Source organism: Megalodesulfovibrio paquesii, from assembly GCF_054653055.1.
Genome location: NZ_BAAIGQ010000004.1, coordinates 35,727 through 53,587, shown reverse-complemented (window position 1 = coordinate 53,587; position 17,861 = coordinate 35,727). Strand labels below are relative to the sequence as shown.

11 protein-coding genes and 2 pseudogenes are annotated in these 17,861 nt (G+C 56.9%); 8 read left to right on the top strand and 5 right to left on the bottom strand.

The genetic code is table 11. From position 1 onward, the window contains the following. Nucleotides 1-14: 14 nt before the first annotated feature. The 3 genes and pseudogenes from ACYQ00_RS02940 to ACYQ00_RS02930 all read right to left on the bottom strand — a co-directional run bounded on the left by ACYQ00_RS02940 (nucleotide 15) and on the right by ACYQ00_RS02930 (nucleotide 3,423). Nucleotides 15-1,100, bottom strand: a pseudogene (locus tag ACYQ00_RS02940) (IS3 family transposase). A gap of 171 nt (nucleotides 1,101-1,271) precedes the next feature. Further along, nucleotides 1,272-1,826, bottom strand: a pseudogene (locus tag ACYQ00_RS02935) (type II secretion system F family protein); the annotation flags it as partial. A 7-nt stretch (nucleotides 1,827-1,833) separates the two neighbouring features. Further along, nucleotides 1,834-3,423: a GspE/PulE family protein gene (locus tag ACYQ00_RS02930; RefSeq protein WP_460030688.1), complete on the bottom strand. Its 1,590-nt coding sequence runs from the start codon at nucleotides 3,421-3,423 to the stop codon at nucleotides 1,834-1,836. Nucleotides 3,424-3,568: 145 nt separating this feature from the next. Between ACYQ00_RS02930 and gspG the strand changes: the two genes are divergently transcribed. Together gspG and ACYQ00_RS02920 are read left to right on the top strand one after the other, a co-directional pair. Then, a complete protein-coding gene (gene gspG / locus ACYQ00_RS02925; RefSeq protein WP_460031314.1) occupies nucleotides 3,569-4,030 on the top strand; it encodes a type II secretion system major pseudopilin GspG in 462 nt (153 codons plus the stop codon). Between the two features lie 698 nt (nucleotides 4,031-4,728). Further along, on the top strand, nucleotides 4,729-6,846 hold the full coding sequence (locus ACYQ00_RS02920) for a carboxypeptidase-like regulatory domain-containing protein (protein WP_460030687.1): 2,118 nt from the start codon (nucleotides 4,729-4,731) through the stop codon (nucleotides 6,844-6,846). Here the strand turns inward: ACYQ00_RS02920 and ACYQ00_RS02915 are convergent. After that, nucleotides 6,809-7,861 (bottom strand): IS5 family transposase, encoded by a 1,053-nt coding sequence (locus ACYQ00_RS02915; RefSeq protein ID WP_460030289.1) that lies wholly within the window; start codon nucleotides 7,859-7,861, stop codon nucleotides 6,809-6,811. The genes ACYQ00_RS02920 and ACYQ00_RS02915 overlap by 38 nt on opposite strands. Before the next feature lie 295 nt (nucleotides 7,862-8,156). On the opposite strand from ACYQ00_RS02915, the gene ACYQ00_RS02910 reads away from it, so the two are divergent. From ACYQ00_RS02910 to ACYQ00_RS02895, 4 genes are all read left to right on the top strand, one after another. After that, complete coding sequence (locus tag ACYQ00_RS02910) at nucleotides 8,157-12,404, top strand: RHS repeat-associated core domain-containing protein (protein WP_460030686.1); 4,248 nt, start codon at nucleotides 8,157-8,159, stop codon at nucleotides 12,402-12,404. Between the two features lie 18 nt (nucleotides 12,405-12,422). Continuing rightward, on the top strand, nucleotides 12,423-12,683 hold the full coding sequence (locus ACYQ00_RS02905) for a hypothetical protein (RefSeq protein ID WP_460030685.1): 261 nt from the start codon (nucleotides 12,423-12,425) through the stop codon (nucleotides 12,681-12,683). Nucleotides 12,684-12,694: 11 nt separating this feature from the next. Next, nucleotides 12,695-13,432, top strand: a complete 738-nt coding sequence (locus tag ACYQ00_RS02900) for an RHS repeat domain-containing protein (RefSeq protein WP_487247450.1) — start codon at nucleotides 12,695-12,697, stop codon at nucleotides 13,430-13,432. A 305-nt stretch (nucleotides 13,433-13,737) separates the two neighbouring features. After that, nucleotides 13,738-14,484, top strand: a complete 747-nt coding sequence (locus ACYQ00_RS02895; protein ID WP_460030683.1) for an RHS repeat domain-containing protein — start codon at nucleotides 13,738-13,740, stop codon at nucleotides 14,482-14,484. Between the two features lie 553 nt (nucleotides 14,485-15,037). On the opposite strand, the gene ACYQ00_RS02890 is transcribed toward ACYQ00_RS02895, so the two are convergent. After that, a complete protein-coding gene (locus ACYQ00_RS02890; RefSeq protein WP_460030289.1) occupies nucleotides 15,038-16,090 on the bottom strand; it encodes an IS5 family transposase in 1,053 nt (350 codons plus the stop codon). 141 nt (nucleotides 16,091-16,231) lie between these two features. Here ACYQ00_RS02890 and ACYQ00_RS02885 point away from each other — a divergent pair, with 141 nt between their 5' ends. Together ACYQ00_RS02885 and ACYQ00_RS02880 are read left to right on the top strand one after the other, a co-directional pair. Further along, complete coding sequence (locus tag ACYQ00_RS02885; RefSeq protein WP_460031313.1) at nucleotides 16,232-16,699, top strand: RHS repeat-associated core domain-containing protein; 468 nt, start codon at nucleotides 16,232-16,234, stop codon at nucleotides 16,697-16,699. 348 nt (nucleotides 16,700-17,047) lie between these two features. Beyond that, the gene (locus ACYQ00_RS02880) at nucleotides 17,048-17,848 is read left to right on the top strand and encodes an RHS repeat domain-containing protein (RefSeq protein ID WP_487247451.1); all 801 of its coding nucleotides are present in this window, start codon (nucleotides 17,048-17,050) and stop codon (nucleotides 17,846-17,848) included. Nucleotides 17,849-17,861 lie beyond the last annotated feature (13 nt).

Sequence of the window (17,861 nt, the reverse complement as noted above, 5' to 3'; positions counted from 1 at the left end):
CTGACAAGTAGAGCCTATGCCACCCTGGCCAGCGTGGCCCTGGGTGGGTATCCTCCCAGGGCGGTATGCGGCCGTTCGTTGTGTAGGTCCAGAGCCATCGCGTGGCGTGGTCCTGCACTTCGTCTATGCTTTCAAGCAGATGCTGGTTCAACCAGTCGTAGCGCACCGTCCGGTTGTAGCGTTCCACATAGGCGTTTTGCTGCGGCTTGCCTGGCTGGATGTAGTCCAGCCGGATGCCTTTTTCTCGGCCCATGTTTTCAGTCGGTTACTGATATATTCCGGCCCGTTGTCGCATCGTATCGCCTTCGGCGCCCCGCGCCATTCAATGATCTGTTCCAACACGCGCACGACTCGTTCTGCCGAGAGGGAGAAATCCACCTCGATGGCGAGGCCTTCCCGGTTGCAGTCATCGATCACGTTCAGCAGCCGGTAGTTGCGGCCATCCTGCAGCTGGTCATGCATGAAATCCATGGACCACGCTTGGTTGATCGCTGTCGGCTGGGCCAGCGATTCCGGCTTTTCGCGCACGAGGCGTCTTTTGGGCTTGATACGCAAGTTGAGCTCCAGCTCGCGGTAAATCCGGTACACCCGCTTATGGTTCCAGCCAAACCCTTTGACATTACGCAAGAAAAGAAAGCACAACCCAAATCCCCAGTTGCGCTGGGTGGCCGTCAACCGCACCAGCCAATCCGCGATCTTCTGGTTCTCGGTCGAACGTGCCGCCGCATGGCGATAACAGGTCTGGCTGATGCGAAACGCAGCACAGGCCTGCCGGATATTCAGTTTTCCGGCCTCAACGGCTTCTTTGGCCATCTCGCGGCGACGAGATGGCTTCAGGCGTTTTTTGCCAGCGCCTCGGCGACGACCTCGGCCTTCATCTTCTCCTCGGCGTACATGCGCTTGAGCAGGCGGTTCTCCCGCTCAAGCTCTTTCATGCGGGCCATGAGGGAGGCGTCCATGCCGCCGAACTTGGCGCGCCACTTGTAGAACGTGGCACTGCTCATGCCATGCTCGCGGCAAAGCTGGGCTACGGGAACGCCGTTTTGCGCCTGCTTCAAGATGCCCAAAATCTGGGAGTCGGTGAATCGGGACGTCTTCATGCAGAATCTCCTCTTCGTCTTGGAGTACGAGAAAATTCTACTTCTCAGAAGCATTTCTTTTCGGGGGGAGTACCCTTGGCCCAGGCTCCCCACGCGCAGCAGCAGAAGGAGCGTCGTCGGCAAGGGCTTGTCGAATTCCTCAAAGACCAGCACAAACTGCGGTGCGACGTAATTGGTCAGCACGCCGAGACAAATCATGGACATGCAGACCAGCAGGCCAGGATAGAACAAGGCGCCCAGCAAGGCCCGTCGGAAGCGGGCCTGTTCCTTGCGCTGGCGGACGATATCCGCCAGGGCCGAGGCCGCCGCGCCGCCAGCCTCGGCCGCTTTGACCAGCGTGGGGGTGAGCCGGCCCAGATAATCTTTGTACCCCTCCAGGGCCTCAGCCAGGGAGCGGCCCTTGTGCACCATGGTGGCCATATCGCGCGCTGCCTCGGCCAGACGGGCCGCCTCGGTTTGCGAGGCAACCAGGGAAAGCGCCCGGTCCACGGTCACGCCCGTCTGCAGCAAGCCGGCCAAATCTTCCAGAAAGGCCGTGGCCTCTGCCTCCCGAACACCACCGCCAAGCCGGGGACGCGCACCTCGAGTACCGGTGGCCGTGATGGATTCTGGCAACAGGCCCTGTGCATTGAGTGCGCGACGGGCAGCGTCCAGGCTGACGGCTTCCAGGGCCCCGCGGCGTTTGACGCCCTGCTGCGAACGGGCCACATACTGGAAGCGCGCCATGGCCGGGTCATTCCAGGTTGATGACGCGCAAGAGTTCCGCCAGGGTGGTCTGGCCAGCCAGGACCTTGCGCATGCCCGCCGTGGCCATGGGCGCGTACCCATTCACCCGCCCCAGGGCAGCCAGGGTGCCGGCGTCTTCCCCAGCCATGACCGCCCGGCGCAAGGCGTCGTCAATCAAGAGCAGTTCATAGATCCCTTCCCGACCGCTCCAGCCGGTCCCGCCGCAGGCCGCGCAGCCGGTTCCAGGGTCATACACCATGCACGGCGAGGGGAGCTCCAGGCCGGCCTCGGCCATGCTCAGCATCTCTTCGGGCAGGGCCGGCCGCGGGGTGCGGCAGGCAGGGCACAGCACCCGCACCAGACGTTGCGCCAACACGGCCAGCAGGCAGTCGGCCAACAAATATGGTTCCACGCCCAGATCCCGCAGCCGGGGCAGCGCGGCGGGCGCATCTTTCGTATGCAGGGTGGAGAGCATCAAATGCCCGGTCAACGCGGCCTGCACGGCGATTCGCGCCGTTTCCGGATCCCGGATTTCCCCCACCAGCAGCACATCCGGATCCTGCCGCAGAAAGGAGCGCAGGGCGCTGGCAAAGGTAAGATCGATGCGCGGGTTGACCTGGACCTGACTCACGCCTTCGATGTGATACTCCACCGGGTCTTCCACGGTCATGATCTTGCGGGTTTCATCGCGTACGGCGCAGAGCAGGGCGTGCAGGGTGGTGGTCTTGCCGGAGCCCGTGGGGCCGACCACCAGCACCATGCCATGCGTCTTGCGGCCCAGGGATTCCAACAGGGCAGCCTGTTCGGGGCCCAATCCCAGCCCCTGCAGCGTTCGGGCCGCACGCTCCTTGGTCAACAACCGCAAGACCACGCTTTCGCCATGCAGGGCCGGCGTGGTAGAGACGCGCACATCCACGGTCCTGCCCAGTGATTTCCATACAATCTGGCCATCTTGCGGCAACCTGCGCTCGGCAATGTCCAGATTGGCCATGAGCTTGAGCCGGCTGATGAGCGCCGGTTGCACGGTCTTGGGCAAGGTGTCCCGAACATGCAAGCGGCCGTCGATTCGAAACCGAACCAGCACGGCCTCATCCGCGGGTTCGAAATGGATGTCCGAGGCCCGGGCGTCCAGGGCCGCGTTGATGCACCAATCCACTTTGCGCACCACCGAAGCTTCGCGAGCCAGATCGCGCAAGCGAGCAGGATCGACTTCATCGGCCTGACCGGTCTCTTCCGGCTGGGGCTCGGACTCGGCATCCTCCTGTAGATACAGATGATCAAAGGCCATGGCGATCTCTTCGGCCAGGGCCAGCCGGCACGCAAGGGACGCTCCGAACGTCTGCCGCAGGGCGGCCAGCAGGGGCAGATCAAACGGATCGCTGAGGATGAACAGTACGTCCCCATTGGCCTGGGCAGCCGGCAGGCAGCGCCGGGCGCGCAGGTAGTCCTTGGAAAGATCATTCAAGAAGCTGGCTTCGACAGGCAGGGGAGGGAAGGCCTCGCGCTGGAGGAACGGCCAGCCCAGCAACGCTCCCAGGCGCTGGAGCGTGTTACGATCAAAGGTGTCAGACTTTTCGTCCTGTCGCTGGTTGCGCATATGGTCTGTCGCAAACATGTCACGCAATGACACGTTGCCATGCATGGCGTTCGGCCGTATGGCATCCAGGGAAAAGGAGTCATTCATTATGTGCTGTCGCGTTTGGATGGTTGGCATACTTCGTCAGGGGATATGCGGCAATAATGTGGCTGTCAAATATCATTCCTGTGCATTGCGTTGCAAGGAGCAATATTCAGTAAATCGAAACGGTTTCACCTTGATGGAGCTGCTTATCGTCGTTGTCATACTCGGCCTGCTGGCTGGAATCGTGGGCCCGAACCTGTTTGGCAAGGTGGAAAAAGCCCGCCAGGCCACCGCCAGGACCCAAATCGAGCAGCTTGGCGCCGCACTGGACTCCTTCCGTCTGGACGTCGGCCGGTACCCGACCACGGAAGAGGGGCTTGCGGCCTTGAATGACGCGCCAGCCGGGACGAACAACTGGCAGGGCCCATATTTGCGGAAAAAAACCATTCCCCAGGACCCCTGGAATAGGCCCTATCAATACACCAGCCCGGGCCAGCATGGCGGCTACGATCTGGTTTCCTTTGGCGCGGATGGGCGTGAGGGCGGTTCCGGAGAGGAGGCCGACGTGGTGAGCTGGGAATGAACTGGCCGGCCTGGACAATCACGGTTGCTTGTTTTTTGGCCATGTCCGTTTGTCCTGGTGTGGTCTCCGCTGGAGAACCCAGTACAATCATTGTGGAAGGTAATCTTTTTGATGCCTCCCGCAGCCCTAGGCGCAATGATCCTGCGCCGGCTTCTCCGCCCTCTGCCGCGTCCAAGACCGCGCGTCCCGCACAGCCTCCGCCCCTCCTGCTCGGGGTCGCCATGCACGGTACTCCACGCCAGGCCCTGCTGGCGCCGCCCCCCGGAAACGCATGGCGCGCTCCCTCCCCTCCGGGGGGGCGTTCACAAAAACCAAATGAAGTTACGGAATTATGGGTCGCAGAAGGCTGTGCGTATCTTGATTGGATATTAGAGAAAGTCGAGAGAAGTCATGTTGTGCTGCGGCAGGGCGAAAATGTCACGGTCGTGGCGCTGTACCCTGATTTCCCTGACAAAAAAGCGGGAAAAGTTTCTGGAGGTGACTGACACAATTGTTCAGACCACTCTGGAGATTTGTGACAATCTGTCCATACTCTGATTGATTTATACAGGGAGATCAGAGTTGATTTTCTGATCGCAACTATCGAGATGATTCGTCTAAACAATCTCTTGATGCCATTAATTTTTTCTGGTCAAATAAAAGTCTTTTGATAAAGTGCACGCTGCCACGATTATCCTCAGCAAAGGCGAGCGCGTGTCATGTCTGCGAAAGCAAAGCGATTCAGCGTAGGATTCATACTCTTTCTGTGCCTTGGCCTTATGGGCTGGTCGTTGCTCAGTGTGGGCAACTCCACGGCGCAGCAGAGTGCCAACGCCACCGTGCTCTACAGCAAGACGTATACGATTTCCGCGCTGCATCTGCTGCTGGACGTCTCCTATATCAAGGGCCTTGCGCCGCAGCAGGCCGTGGTTCGCCTGACCAAGCTGAGCGATAATAAAGAAATTCGCGGTGGTACCTTGCGGCTCAATCAGCAGCAGCTGACCATCCGGCCTTTCCTGCGCGGCGACGAGACCGTCATGGAAGCCGAGGTGACCATCGACGCCAACATGCTCGCCTGGATGTACCTGCGCGGCGACCCCAAGGCCAAGCTCAAGCTGGAGATTTTGAAGAAGGACGATGCGCCTCCGCCTGCACCCGAAGCGACGCTGACCGTCTCACCCCAGGAGCTGCGGCACGGCGAGCAGGCCACGCTGACCTGGTCCAGCACCCATGCGGATTCCGTGGCCATCGAGCCGGGCATCGGCGCCGTGGCGACCTCAGGATCGCTGGAAATCAGCCCGAGCGCCAGCACCACCTACACGCTGACCGCCACCGGCCCCGGCGGCACGGCCACGGTCCAGGCCGCAGTAGCGGTCCGCTCCGGCGTGCAGCCCCAGCCTCGCGCCTCGTATGGTGAATTGTATGAAGATTTGATTCCAGCTGACGCCGGCAAGGCGGTCTATGATCCCGACCGCTTCGCCATGGTCAACGGCCGCATTTTCGATATCCAGGGGCAGCCCTTGTCCGGCGTGGCCGTGCGCGTGCTGCGTGCCGAAGGCGACTATGGCACCGCCTACACCGATGCCGACGGCAACTACACCCTGCCCGTGGAGGGCGGCGGCCTGATCACCCTGCGCTTCACCAAGGACGGCTACGCCGAAGCCCAGCGTAGCGCCATGACCGAGTGGAACAACTGGACGACCTTTGAAGACGCCGCCTTGGTGCGCTACGACGAGAAGTCCACGGTCATTGCGCCCGACGGCAACCCGGCCCACGTCTTTGTGCACCAGTCCACGGTCATCACCGATGAGGACGGGACCCGCGGCGTGACCATGGGCTTCCCTGGCGATATCAAGGCCTTCCGCATCGAAGACAACGGCACGGAAACCGAGCTGCCATCCTTCACGGTGCGGGCCACGGAGTACACCACGCCCGAATCCATGCCAGCCATCCTGCCGCCCACCTCGGCCTTCACCTGGTGCGCGGAATTCAGCCTGGACGAGGCCTTGGACAAGCCGGTGCAGTTCACCAAGCCGGTGACCGTCTGGCTGGACAACTTCCTGGGCTTCGAGGCCGGCACCATGGTGCCCGTGGGCTTCTACGACCGCAAGGAAGGTGCCTGGATCGCCAGCGAAAACGGCGTGGTGGTCAAGTTGGTGGACACGAACGGCGACGGCATTGCCGACGGCGTGGATGCCACCGGCGATAACGAGCCCGAGGACCTGAACGAAGACGGCAGCGTCACCGACGAACTCACCGGCCTCACCGCCGAACAGCTGCAAGGCATCGGCAACACGTATTGGCGCGTGGAGGTCAGGCATTTTTCGCCGTGTGATTTTAACTGGTCTGTACCGGCACCGGAAGCCCCAAAGAGCCCCCAGGACCAAGACAAGAACAAACCGAAAAAAGACAAGTGCAAAATATCGAAGGGGTCTTCCGTCACCAACCGCACTCGCGAGTTGCATCAGGATGTCGCCATTGCTGGAACAGGGCTGACCCTTAACTATGCAAGTACGCGGGCGGCTCCCTTTGGGTACTCATACCGTATTTCGATTACTGGCGATACAATTTCAAGTGCATTTGAGCCTGATATTGATGTGCTTATTTCTGTAGCAGGAAGAAAATTTGCCTACAAATTGCCGTATGAACCAAATCGAGACCTCTGCACAACACCACCCGAACGACTCTTCGCCGAGGAAATGGCCCTCTCGGCCTCTGATTTTGGTCTAATCTGTCATCGTTTTCATCATTTTTCCCTCATTTTCATCATTCCTTCCAAATTTTGGACGCACCAGCCCCTCAAGTGCCCATCAACCGCACGGCTTTCTTCAAATTGAAGGCCATTCCCACCAGATACAGCTCGGCGCAGACCTTTTTCAGGCCCAGATAGCGCGCCCGGGCCAGGCCGTAGCCGCGTTTCCAGGTCCCGAACACCCGCTCCACGCCGCAGCGCACGCTGCTGATGAGCCGGTTGCGCAATCGTTCATAGGCCGTGAGCGGCGCGTGGCGGGTGGCCTTGTCCATGGTGGCGTCCTTGAGGCCGCGGGCCAGCAGCGCGTCGCGGTTGGCGCCGCTGGAATACCCCTTGTCGCCATAGACATAGGTCCCTGGAATAACATGGATTTCATCGAGCAGCGTTTCGAACTCGCGCATGTCTGACCGGTTGGCCGAGGTGGCGTGGCCGCCGAGGAAGAAGCCGTCGCGAGCATCGGTGGCGGCGTGGATTTTGTAGCCGTAATGACAGCGACGCCCCTTCTTGAGCCAGGCCGCGTCGGCATCGTCTGAAAAGCTGACCTTGACCGAACAGTCTGATTTCGCAGGGGATGCAGGTTGCTGTTCGGCCTCCTCCGCGCGATCCTCGGGCAGGATGTCGATGATTTTGCGCGGGCGGCGGGCAGATTCGACCACCGAGGCGTCGACCACGGTCCCCTCACGCACGAGCAGGCCCTTGGCTTCGAGCTGCTCGTTGAGGCGATCCAGAAGCTTATCGAGAATATTCAACTTGATCAGGCCGTTGCGAAATCGGCAGATGGTGGTTTCGTCGGGGACGTCACCCTCGAAGGACAGACCAACGAAGCGGATGAAGGAGAGGCGGTCGTAGAGGGCCTGCTCGGTGGCCGGGTCGCTGAGATTGTACCACCGTTGCAGGAGCAGAATCTTGAACATGGCCAGGGCCGGGTAGGCGGGGTTGCCCACGGCGTCGGCCTTGCGGGTAAGTTTCTTGTTCAAAAACGAACGGATAGGCCGCCAGTCGATGAGGGCGTCAATGTCGTCCAGGAAGGTGCGCTTGGTCTTGCGCCGGGCCATGAAGTAATCGCCAAGCAACGGGGCCTTGGGGCTGCGCTCTGCCATGTTATCCTCCTTGGGGTGAAGGAAGAATAGCAGATATCATGCTGGATTTGAAGAGAAAATATGCGGTGGCCGTGCAGAGGTCTCAAATCAGTTTATCGACTTTGATTGGGATGGGCTTGATGCGCAAGGCAAAATCGCCAGGGAGAGAAGCATAAGCGTTACAACAACATTCTATTATCTCGGGCGATATACCAGGGCAGAACGGCTGGAGTACCTCAATGAGGAAACTCGCGAAGCCCTTTTTGCCAAGATATTATCCGAGCCTTCTGACGTTCGATCCCGGCGCCGCCGCCCTGTGAAGCGGTATGAAACCATTTGGCTTTCCGACCTGCCACCAATGCCCAAGACGGCCTTCGACATTGCCCACGGCTGGACGCTTTCGGCAGTACAGGGTGTGGCAACAACACCGGACGGCGCCAAGGCCATCCGTCAGGGCAATGGCATGGATGTGCTGGTGCCCATCAGGCAGGCACGAGTTATCGCCGGCAATGGAACAAAACATCCCGAAGATGTGGAAGGCGCAAACGGGCAGGATGTGTCCCTCTCCTTCAGTGATCTTACCATAGGTCCAGATGGCACCTTCTACTTCAGTGACGGATACTATTACCAAAGCGATGAGTATTATAACCATCGATCTATTCTCAGCATGGCTCGCAACGGTACCCTTGCAGCCGTTGCCGGGCAGGCGCCAGACTGCAATGGCGGCTCGCCCGTCTACCCCATTCCTGACGGCACACCTGCGGCGAACATATGCACTTCTGGGCTCAGCAATCTGCATGTCAACCCGCAAGGATACGTACTGTTCACGATTGCCAATGCAGAGGACAACAGCCTGTACCGCATTGATGCGCGCGACAAAACCGTGCACCATATTTACTCCATCGACTTGGCGCGATATTCAAACGGCATGCCCTCTGGAGAGGACCAATTCCGCAGCGTCACATCAGACACGCATGGGAACATCTTCTTCTCCGACTCCAGGGATCGTCTCATCCGCATGATTGACGTCGAGGGCAGCCCGCGCATCATGGCCGGCGGTGGCACTGAAACCAGCGACGGCCATGCGTCAACGCAGTCTCTTTACCCGCGAAACATTTTGATCGGACCTGATGGTGACTTGTATTTTGTTGATGCGCAGCAGTGGTACGGCACCGAGCGCATCCGCAAGCTCGATGCCGGCGGCAACATCGTCACCGTGGCCGGCGGTGGCAACATCCGGGTGGGTAATTTGCCGGCGTCGGCCCGTGTGCCGGCGTTGGATGCCGAGATTTACGTCAGTGACATCGCCTTCGATGCCAACGGAAACCTGCTGATCAATAGCGCGTATGGCCCAGCCCGCAGGCTTGATCCAGACGGCTATATTTCAACTATCACGGGTGAATTCCCTGATGCGCCTGTCATCAACAATGCGGATCGGCTGCTGGCCTCGCCAGATGGACAGTTGTACTATACTGACAATGGGTGGCTGTACAAATTCGAAGCCATTCCCCTCTTCCCCTACCCCCTCAGCCCCACAGATAAAGTGCTTCCCCACGAAGGGCTTGGGTATGTCTTCAACCCCGATGACCAGCACGTGCGCACCATCAGTCTGTTTCCCATGCGCACCCTGGAGTCATTCACCTATGACGACCAGGGCCGCCTGAGCGCCGTCACGGATAGCTTCAACCGCACGACAAGTCTTGAACGCGATGCCAACGGCCGCGCCACGGCCTTCGTCTCGCCCGACGGACTGCGCACGGCCTTGACTCTGGACGACAATGACCGCCTCGTGGCCGTCACCGCTCCCGATGGCGCCGTCACTCGCTTTGAGTATGACGACTGGGGCCGCATGCTCGCCACCGTCAAGCCAGAAGGCAATCGGTTCTCTTACCTCTACGACGTCGCCGGCTACGTAAGTACCGTGGAAGACGAACTGGGCGGTCGCTGGTCCTTTGCCAAGGACTTCGATTCCAGCGACAACGCCAGCGTCTCCATCAACCTCACGGCGGAAGGCGACACCACCGTCTATCATGACATCAATAACGCCACCGGTTTCTATTCCACCATCACCAGCCCCTCGGGCGACGTGACGCAGTATTTCCGCGATCCCAATGGTATACGCATCGACAAGCAGCTGGCTTGCGGCACGACCATCAACGCCACCATGGGCCTTGATCCTCGTTTCGGGCACATGATCCCCCGGGAGGTCCGCCGCACCCTGGCGCCCGGCAAGTCGACCACCACCACCTTGTCCATTGACTATGACGACATGGATGGCAATGGCATCGCCGACATCATGCGGAAGCGGGTGTACGAGAACGACAAGGAGACCCTGCTGGAGGACGACTTTGCCCAGGGCCTGACCTCGGTGACCTCGCCCATGGGCCGTATCACACAGCAGTTCTATAATCCCGCCACCTTACTGCCCACCCGCAGTAGCACGGCCGGCCTGTTGGACACCACCTTCGAGCACGACGACAAGGGCCGGTTGACCCGCCAGGCCACCGGCAACCGGACCACCGCGTACACGTACGATGCCCAGGGCAACCTGGCCACGGTCACCGGGTCGGACAACCGCACCGTGGCCTACAGTCACGACGCCGCGGGCCGGGTCACGGCCATCGAGCGGCCGGACGCCACCACCGTCCGCTTTGTGTACGACCAGAACGGCAACATGCGCGTGCTCACCGTGCCCACGGACGTGGACCATGCCTTTGACTACAACAAGGTGGACCTGAACACCGAATACGAAACGCCGCTCTCGGGCTCGTACCAGTATCTCTATGACAAGGACCGCCGGTTGGTGAAGACCATCTTCCCCGGCGGCCGAAGCATCGAAAATCACTACGTGGACGGCCTGTTGCGGTCCGTGACCACGCCCGAAGGCCAGATCATCTATGACTATGCCTGCGGCTCCAAGGTCACTAGCATGGTCATGGGTGACGAATCGCTGACTTTTGCCTATGACGGCTCGCTCATGACTTCGCTGTCACAGTCCGGCGAGCTGGATGTCACGATCGGCTTCCAGTACGACGACACCGGCGAGCTGACCGGCTTGACCTATGCCGGCGAGACCATCGCCTTTACCTATGATCTTGATGACTTGACCACCAAGGTCGGCGACTTCGCCATTGCCCGGGACGCCCAGAACGGCCTGCCCCTGGCCGTCTCCGATGGCACGGCCACCCTCTCGCGCAGCTTCAACGGCTATGGCGAGGTGGAGACCGAGACCCTGGCCGTGGCCGGGGCGCCTGTCGGCGAAATCCGCCTGGAACGCAACACCATCGGCCACATCACGCGCAAGACCGAGACCATTTCCGCAGCCACGCAGATCTACGACTACGAATACGACAGCATGGGCCGGCTGACGCGCGTGGTGGACGGCAACGGCACGCTGCTGGAGGCCTACACCTACGGCAAGCAGGGCGAGCGCCTGACACAGTACAGTCTGTGGTTCGACATCGGCAACCGCACTTTCGAGTATGATGCAGAAGACCGCCTGCTGCGTGCCGGCGACACGCAATATGAATACAATGCCGACGGCTTCCTGACCAGGAAGATCACGGCCAACGCCACCGTTGCATACACATACTCCTCCCGCGGCGAGACCAAGGAAGTGGACTTGGGCAACGGCACCGTGGTAACCTACACGCATGACGTCCTGGGCCGGCCGGCGAGCAAGTCTGTCAACGGCGAGGTGACCGAAAAGTACCTCTGGCTCGGCCGCACGCGACTCCTGGCGATCTTTGACAACAACGACAATGTGTTGCAGCGCTTCCTGTACGCCGATGGCCGCATGCCCCTGGCCATGGAGCAGGCCGGCGAGTTGTTCTACTTGGCTTACGACCAGGTCGGCAGCCTCCGGGCCGTGACTGATGCGAGCGGGAATGTCGTCAAGAACGTCCTGTATGACTCGTTTGGAAGAGTGATCAGCGACAGCAATCCGACTCTGAAAGTGCCGTTCGGCTTTGCTGGCGGACTGCAGGATCGGGATACTGGGTTGGTGCGCTTCGGGTACCGGGACTATGACCCCGAGGTGGGGAGGTGGACGGCGAAAGATCCATTTCCTGACGAATCTTTCGTTTTATCATATCGATATTGTGGGCAACGCCCAACAAACAGGCAAGATCCATCAGGGTTGTTTAGTGTCGAAGTTGGTGGGGGTGCGAGTGCAACCCTTGTGGGTGGAGTTACAGGAAAAAATTACTACATAGGCGGCTCAATAGCATATGATTTTGAAACTGGAACTATGTATTTATGTTTTCAGATCAGTAATTGTGACCTCACAGGGTTAGGGCTTTACGGAGGGGCAGGTTTAGATATTATACCATTCTCTGCAGGAAATTCTTCTCCTGTATCTGGTGATAACCCCTCAACTTCCAGTGGCATTGGGGTAAGCGCAGGAGCGAAATATGGTGGCGGGGGATCAGTAAGCTGGGGGGAAGGCTCTGAGGGGAGCGTTGGGATCGTGAAAGGCACTCGAGGGGTGGGTTACGGCTTTGCGGTGTATTCTTCATGCTGCAAGGATGACAAGGTTTGCATTCCAATATGGCGCAACAATTAAATAATAGCAGGATGGCATATGTGCAATTGGAAGGCAAAAGGAAAGTTATTTCAGGCAAAGTATAAACCCCTTGGTGTTATGTTCATGCGGTTTTTTGTGCGACAAGGGATCCTTATTCCTGCAACTTGTCTGTTGGTTGGTTACTTTGGCAATGCTGTTTTGAAGAAGGTTGTTGAAGTTATTTTTTTAATAAACGCAGTGGTCGGCTTGGTTTTTATTGTCTATTATATTGCGAAGCTAATAATAATTGCTATCGAAGTATTAATGTTCAACGAATGAGCTTTTGAAGATTGAGTTGTAGAGGGCTTGGGCAGCGCTTCCTGTACGCCGATGGTCGCATGCCACTGGCCATGGAGCAGGCCGGCGAGCTGTTCTACTTGGCCTACGACCAGGTCGGCAGCCTCCGGGCCGTGAGTGATACAAATGGCGTGGTGCAGAAGTCTGTGTTGTATGACTCATTCGGAAGAGTGATCAGCGACAACAATCCTGAACTGAAGGTGCCCTTTGGCTTTGCTGGAGGACTGCAGGATAGCGAGACGGGACTGGTGCGCTTTGGGTACCGGGACTATGATCCGGAAGTGGGACGGTGGACGAGTAAGGATCCCATTGGGTTTGAGGGGGGAGAATCTTCATTATATTACTATGCTGGGTCAAATCCAATTGCGCTTGTCGACCCCTCTGGACTTATTTCTAGCTGTCCTTGCACCCAAAGTTGGACACAGTGTTTCACGAATTGCATAAAGTATTTTGATATACTGGGGATTGTTGATGTTTTTACGATGTCAAACCTTGCTGGGAATGTTCTTTCAGGAATAGCAGGTAGGTCCACAACCATACGTTATAGAGATGTTGTTGTTACGCTCTATTATGGCGATGGTCTACTTGCGGCAAGCTCTCCAGCGATTGCAGCTGCTGCGGGATTGCTTGCGGATGGAGTAATTGCAGCGTCAGCTTCATATTTATCGTTTTTATCTGGCGCTTCATATGGATGCATGCTTAGTTGTGCAATGGACCAATGCAGTTATTAACATGACAACCACTGAGATTAAATGTAAAATCTGCGGTCGTACGCATTTATTTTTCCACTTTGGCCTTTGCAAATTTTGTGGAATTATCATTTGCGATGTTTGCAGACAAAAACAGCGAGTATCCTTGAAAAAGAATAATCTTTGCGCGCTATGCGGCCAAAAAATAAATAATCAATCTCGACTGGAGTCCTTATTAGAATCATCGCAGTCAGATGAGACATGAAGCGAGGTGGGCCATCGCCAGGATGTTGCCTTGAAGTTTATGCAGGTGGCCTCTTTCGTCCCCCCGCCTGGTCAACGGCGAGGTGACCGAAAAGTACCTCTGGCTCGGCCGCACGCGGCTCCTGGCGATCTTTGACAAGCATGACGCACTGTTGCAGCGCTTCCTGTACGCCGATGGCCGCATGCCCATGGCCATGGAGCAGGCCGGAGAGACGTACTACTTCGCCTACGACCAGGTCGGCAGCCTCAGGGCCGTGACTGATGCAAGCGGCAATGTCGTCAAGAACGTCCTGTATGACTCGTTCGGGCGGGTGATCAGCGACAGCAATCCTGAGTTGAAAGTGCCGTTCGGCTTTGCTGGCGGACTGCAGGATAGCGAGACGGGTCTGGTGCGGTTCGGGTACCGGGATTATGATCCGGAGACGGGGCGGTGGACGAGTAAGGATCCGATTGGGTTTAAAGGGAACAGTGTAGTTTTATATGACTATGTTGGCTCCAACCCTGTTGAATTTATAGACGAAAGCGGGAGAGCGCGCAAGCAAGGCCACTCATTGATCCCAGGTGGAAATAGTTTGCAAGAGTGCACAACAAGTTGTCACGATAAATTTACTGAAGCATGTGCTGCTGCCTCGAAGAGGGCGAATGAAGCGCATGATTATCTGGATAAACTAATGAGTGACGTCCCAAGAAACAAACCCTATCGATATATTGACGAGTTTGAGCATGTTATATCTAAAAAAATTGTTGACCTGAGTTACGATGCAGAGATGAGCATCCATCAGGCATATTATGGCTCTTGTATTGTTTATTGTCTCTACGTTTACCACTAAGCCACCTTTGGCATTAACTTTGGAGGCTATGTGTTACGACCGTTGCGAATATCCCTGGCTACGGCTGTTGTGAAAGCTGCCGCGATTGTTACTTTAGTAATGATGCTGAGCTCTCTTTTTCATAATAGCAAAGCGCTTCCCGTTGCACCTAGTCATATTTCATTTTTGCTTATTTTGTTGGTGATTTCTGCAATAGCAGTTGTCATTAGTTCAAATGCTTATGTTATAGCAATTTGCACAGTACCAATATCAATTTTTTGGGCAAGCATCTTAATTATTAGCCTTGATTCAGGTAGACTTTTTATATTGTACATATTGGTTTTATTTCCCGTATTGTTTTGCATACACCGCGGTATATTTTTGATCATACAGAAATCAAAAAAGGAAAGAAAAGGGTCTTGAGCTATTCGAGACCTCTGCACAACACCACCCGAACGACTCTTCGCCGAGGAAATGGCCCTCTTGGCCTCTGATTTTGGTCTAATCTGTCATCGCTTTCATCATTTTTCCCTCATTTTCATCATTCCTTCCAAATTTTGGACGCACCAGCCCCTCAAGTGCCCATCAACCGCACGGCTTTCTTCAAATTGAAGGCCATCCCCACCAGATACAGCTCGGCGCAGACCTTTTTCAGGCCCAGATAGCGCGCCCGGGCCAGGCCGTAGCCGCGTTTCCAGGTCCCGAACACCCGCTCCACGCCGCAGCGCACGCTGCTGATGAGCCGGTTGCGCAATCGTTCATAGGCCGTGAGCGGCGCGTGGCGGGTGGCCTTGTCCATGGTGGCGTCCTTGAGGCCGCGGGCCAGCAGCGCGTCGCGGTTGGCGCCGCTGGAATACCCCTTGTCGCCATAGACATAGGTCCCTGGAATAACATGGATTTCATCGAGCAGCGTTTCGAACTCGCGCATGTCTGACCGGTTGGCCGAGGTGGCGTGGCCGCCGAGGAAGAAGCCGTCGCGAGCATCGGTGGCGGCGTGGATTTTGTAGCCGTAATGACAGCGACGCCCCTTCTTGAGCCAGGCCGCGTCGGCATCGTCTGAAAAGCTGACCTTGACCGAACAGTCTGATTTCGCAGGGGATGCAGGTTGCTGTTCGGCCTCCTCCGCGCGATCCTCGGGCAGGATGTCGATGATTTTGCGCGGGCGGCGGGCAGATTCGACCACCGAGGCGTCGACCACGGTCCCCTCACGCACGAGCAGGCCCTTGGCTTCGAGCTGCTCGTTGAGGCGATCCAGAAGCTTATCGAGAATATTCAACTTGATCAGGCCGTTGCGAAATCGGCAGATGGTGGTTTCGTCGGGGACGTCACCCTCGAAGGACAGACCAACGAAGCGGATGAAGGAGAGGCGGTCGTAGAGGGCCTGCTCGGTGGCCGGGTCGCTGAGATTGTACCACCGTTGCAGGAGCAGAATCTTGAACATGGCCAGGGCCGGGTAGGCGGGGTTGCCCACGGCGTCGGCCTTGCGGGTAAGTTTCTTGTTCAAAAACGAACGGATAGGCCGCCAGTCGATGAGGGCGTCAATGTCGTCCAGGAAGGTGCGCTTGGTCTTGCGCCGGGCCATGAAGTAATCGCCAAGCAACGGGGCCTTGGGGCTGCGCTCTGCCATGTTTTCCTCCTTGGGGTGAAGGAAGAATAGCAGATATCATGATGGATTTAAAGAGAAAATATGCGGTGGCCGTGCAGAGGTCTCTATTCAACCTAATTAGCTGCTTGGCGATGCCAGTGGGCCACAAGATAGAGCTACTGGATTGGTGCCTTTGGGTATCGGGACCATGGTCCCGAGGTGGGGCGGTGGACGAGTAAGGATCCGATTGGGTTTGAGGGGGGAGAACTTTCTCTTTATACGTATATTTTTCAGAATCCGATTTTATTAACAGATAGTTTTGGAGTTGGATCTTACGAGGATAGGTGGGGATGGTGTGGAGCAGGGGGTGCTGATAAGCTACTCATTGACAACCCTTTTGGGTTTGACTTTAGCGAATGCTGTCAGGACCATGACGAATGTTTCGAAGATTTTTCTTCATGCTCTCCAACTCTTCAGGAATGCAATAATGAATTCAGGCGTTGCATGAATGAAGATGTTTGCGGAAAGGAGCATGGGTGGCGTCGGAATGCATGCAAATCCGCTGCGAATGCTGGAGCGAATGTCGTGGACCTTGTGGGCGGAAACTTTTTTGGGGATACGCGTACTCGCGGCGGCGGCAACATGGGTTGAGAATGCGGTCAATAATGTTAAAGCTCAATAACCAACTAATATGTATTACTTAATTCCAATATTTGCTATTTTTATTGCTTCGCTTATACTGCATCTTGTGGTTCACCGCTTTTGGATGGGGGTCTTGCTTTCGATCGTTATCATCCCTGCGGGACTGGCTGGCCACGATATTCTATTCGAGCAAGGCCATCCACTCTTACCTATAGGAGTGCTAATTGCATTCCTTTATTCATTGATACTGTCAGTAATTTCAGGTTTGCTATGTAAATATTTTCGCAAGTAACACATGGTTTGGCATGTTGCTGTCGCTTCAAGGGCGACAACCAACAATGCTCCGAGCTTTTTTGAATACTATTCATCTACCTGCTGGCGATCTTTGACAACAACAACACCGTGTTGCAGCGCTTCCAGTATGCGGATGGCCGGATGCCCCTGGCCATGGAGCAGGCCGGCGAGCTGTTCTACTTCGCCTACGATCAGGTCGGCAGCCTCCGGGCCGTGAGTGATTCACATGGCGTGGTGCAGAAGTCTGTGTTGTATGACTCGTTCGGGCGGGTGATCAGCGACAGCAATCCCGAACTGAAAGTGCCGTTCGGTTTTGCTGGCGGATTGCAGGATAATGATTCGGGACTGGTGCGCTTTGGGTATCGGGATTATGGTCCTGAGGTAGGGAGGTGGACGAGTAAGGACCCTATTGGGTTTGATAGCGACGACGCCAACATCTTCCGATACTGCTTTGCTGATCCAGTTAATTTGAATGATCCTCTAGGGCAAACTGCTGCAGCAGCTCCGGCACCGGCGGGAGTCGCGTTGGGTAAGATGGCTGCGGAGATTGCAGCAGCGGCAGCAAGACTTGGAATTTCGGCAGGTGCGTGCGGAAATCCTGTAATCGCTGGGCTGGCGATTCTCATTGTCCTCGCCACCCCAGACGAGGCTGGTGATGCAACCTTGCCTGAAGAGATTTCTACTTGCCCTGAGTGCGCAAAGCAATATGTGGAAATGGCGAATAAGGACGGGACTGAACCTAAAGGAGGACATTCAAACAACAAGCGGCCAAGCAGTAAAGAAAAGCATGAGCGAGGTGACAAGAGGAGGGGGAAGGACCAAGGCGGCGAAAAGAAAGACAAAAGAATGCCTTACCGCAAATGAACCGCAGGTAACT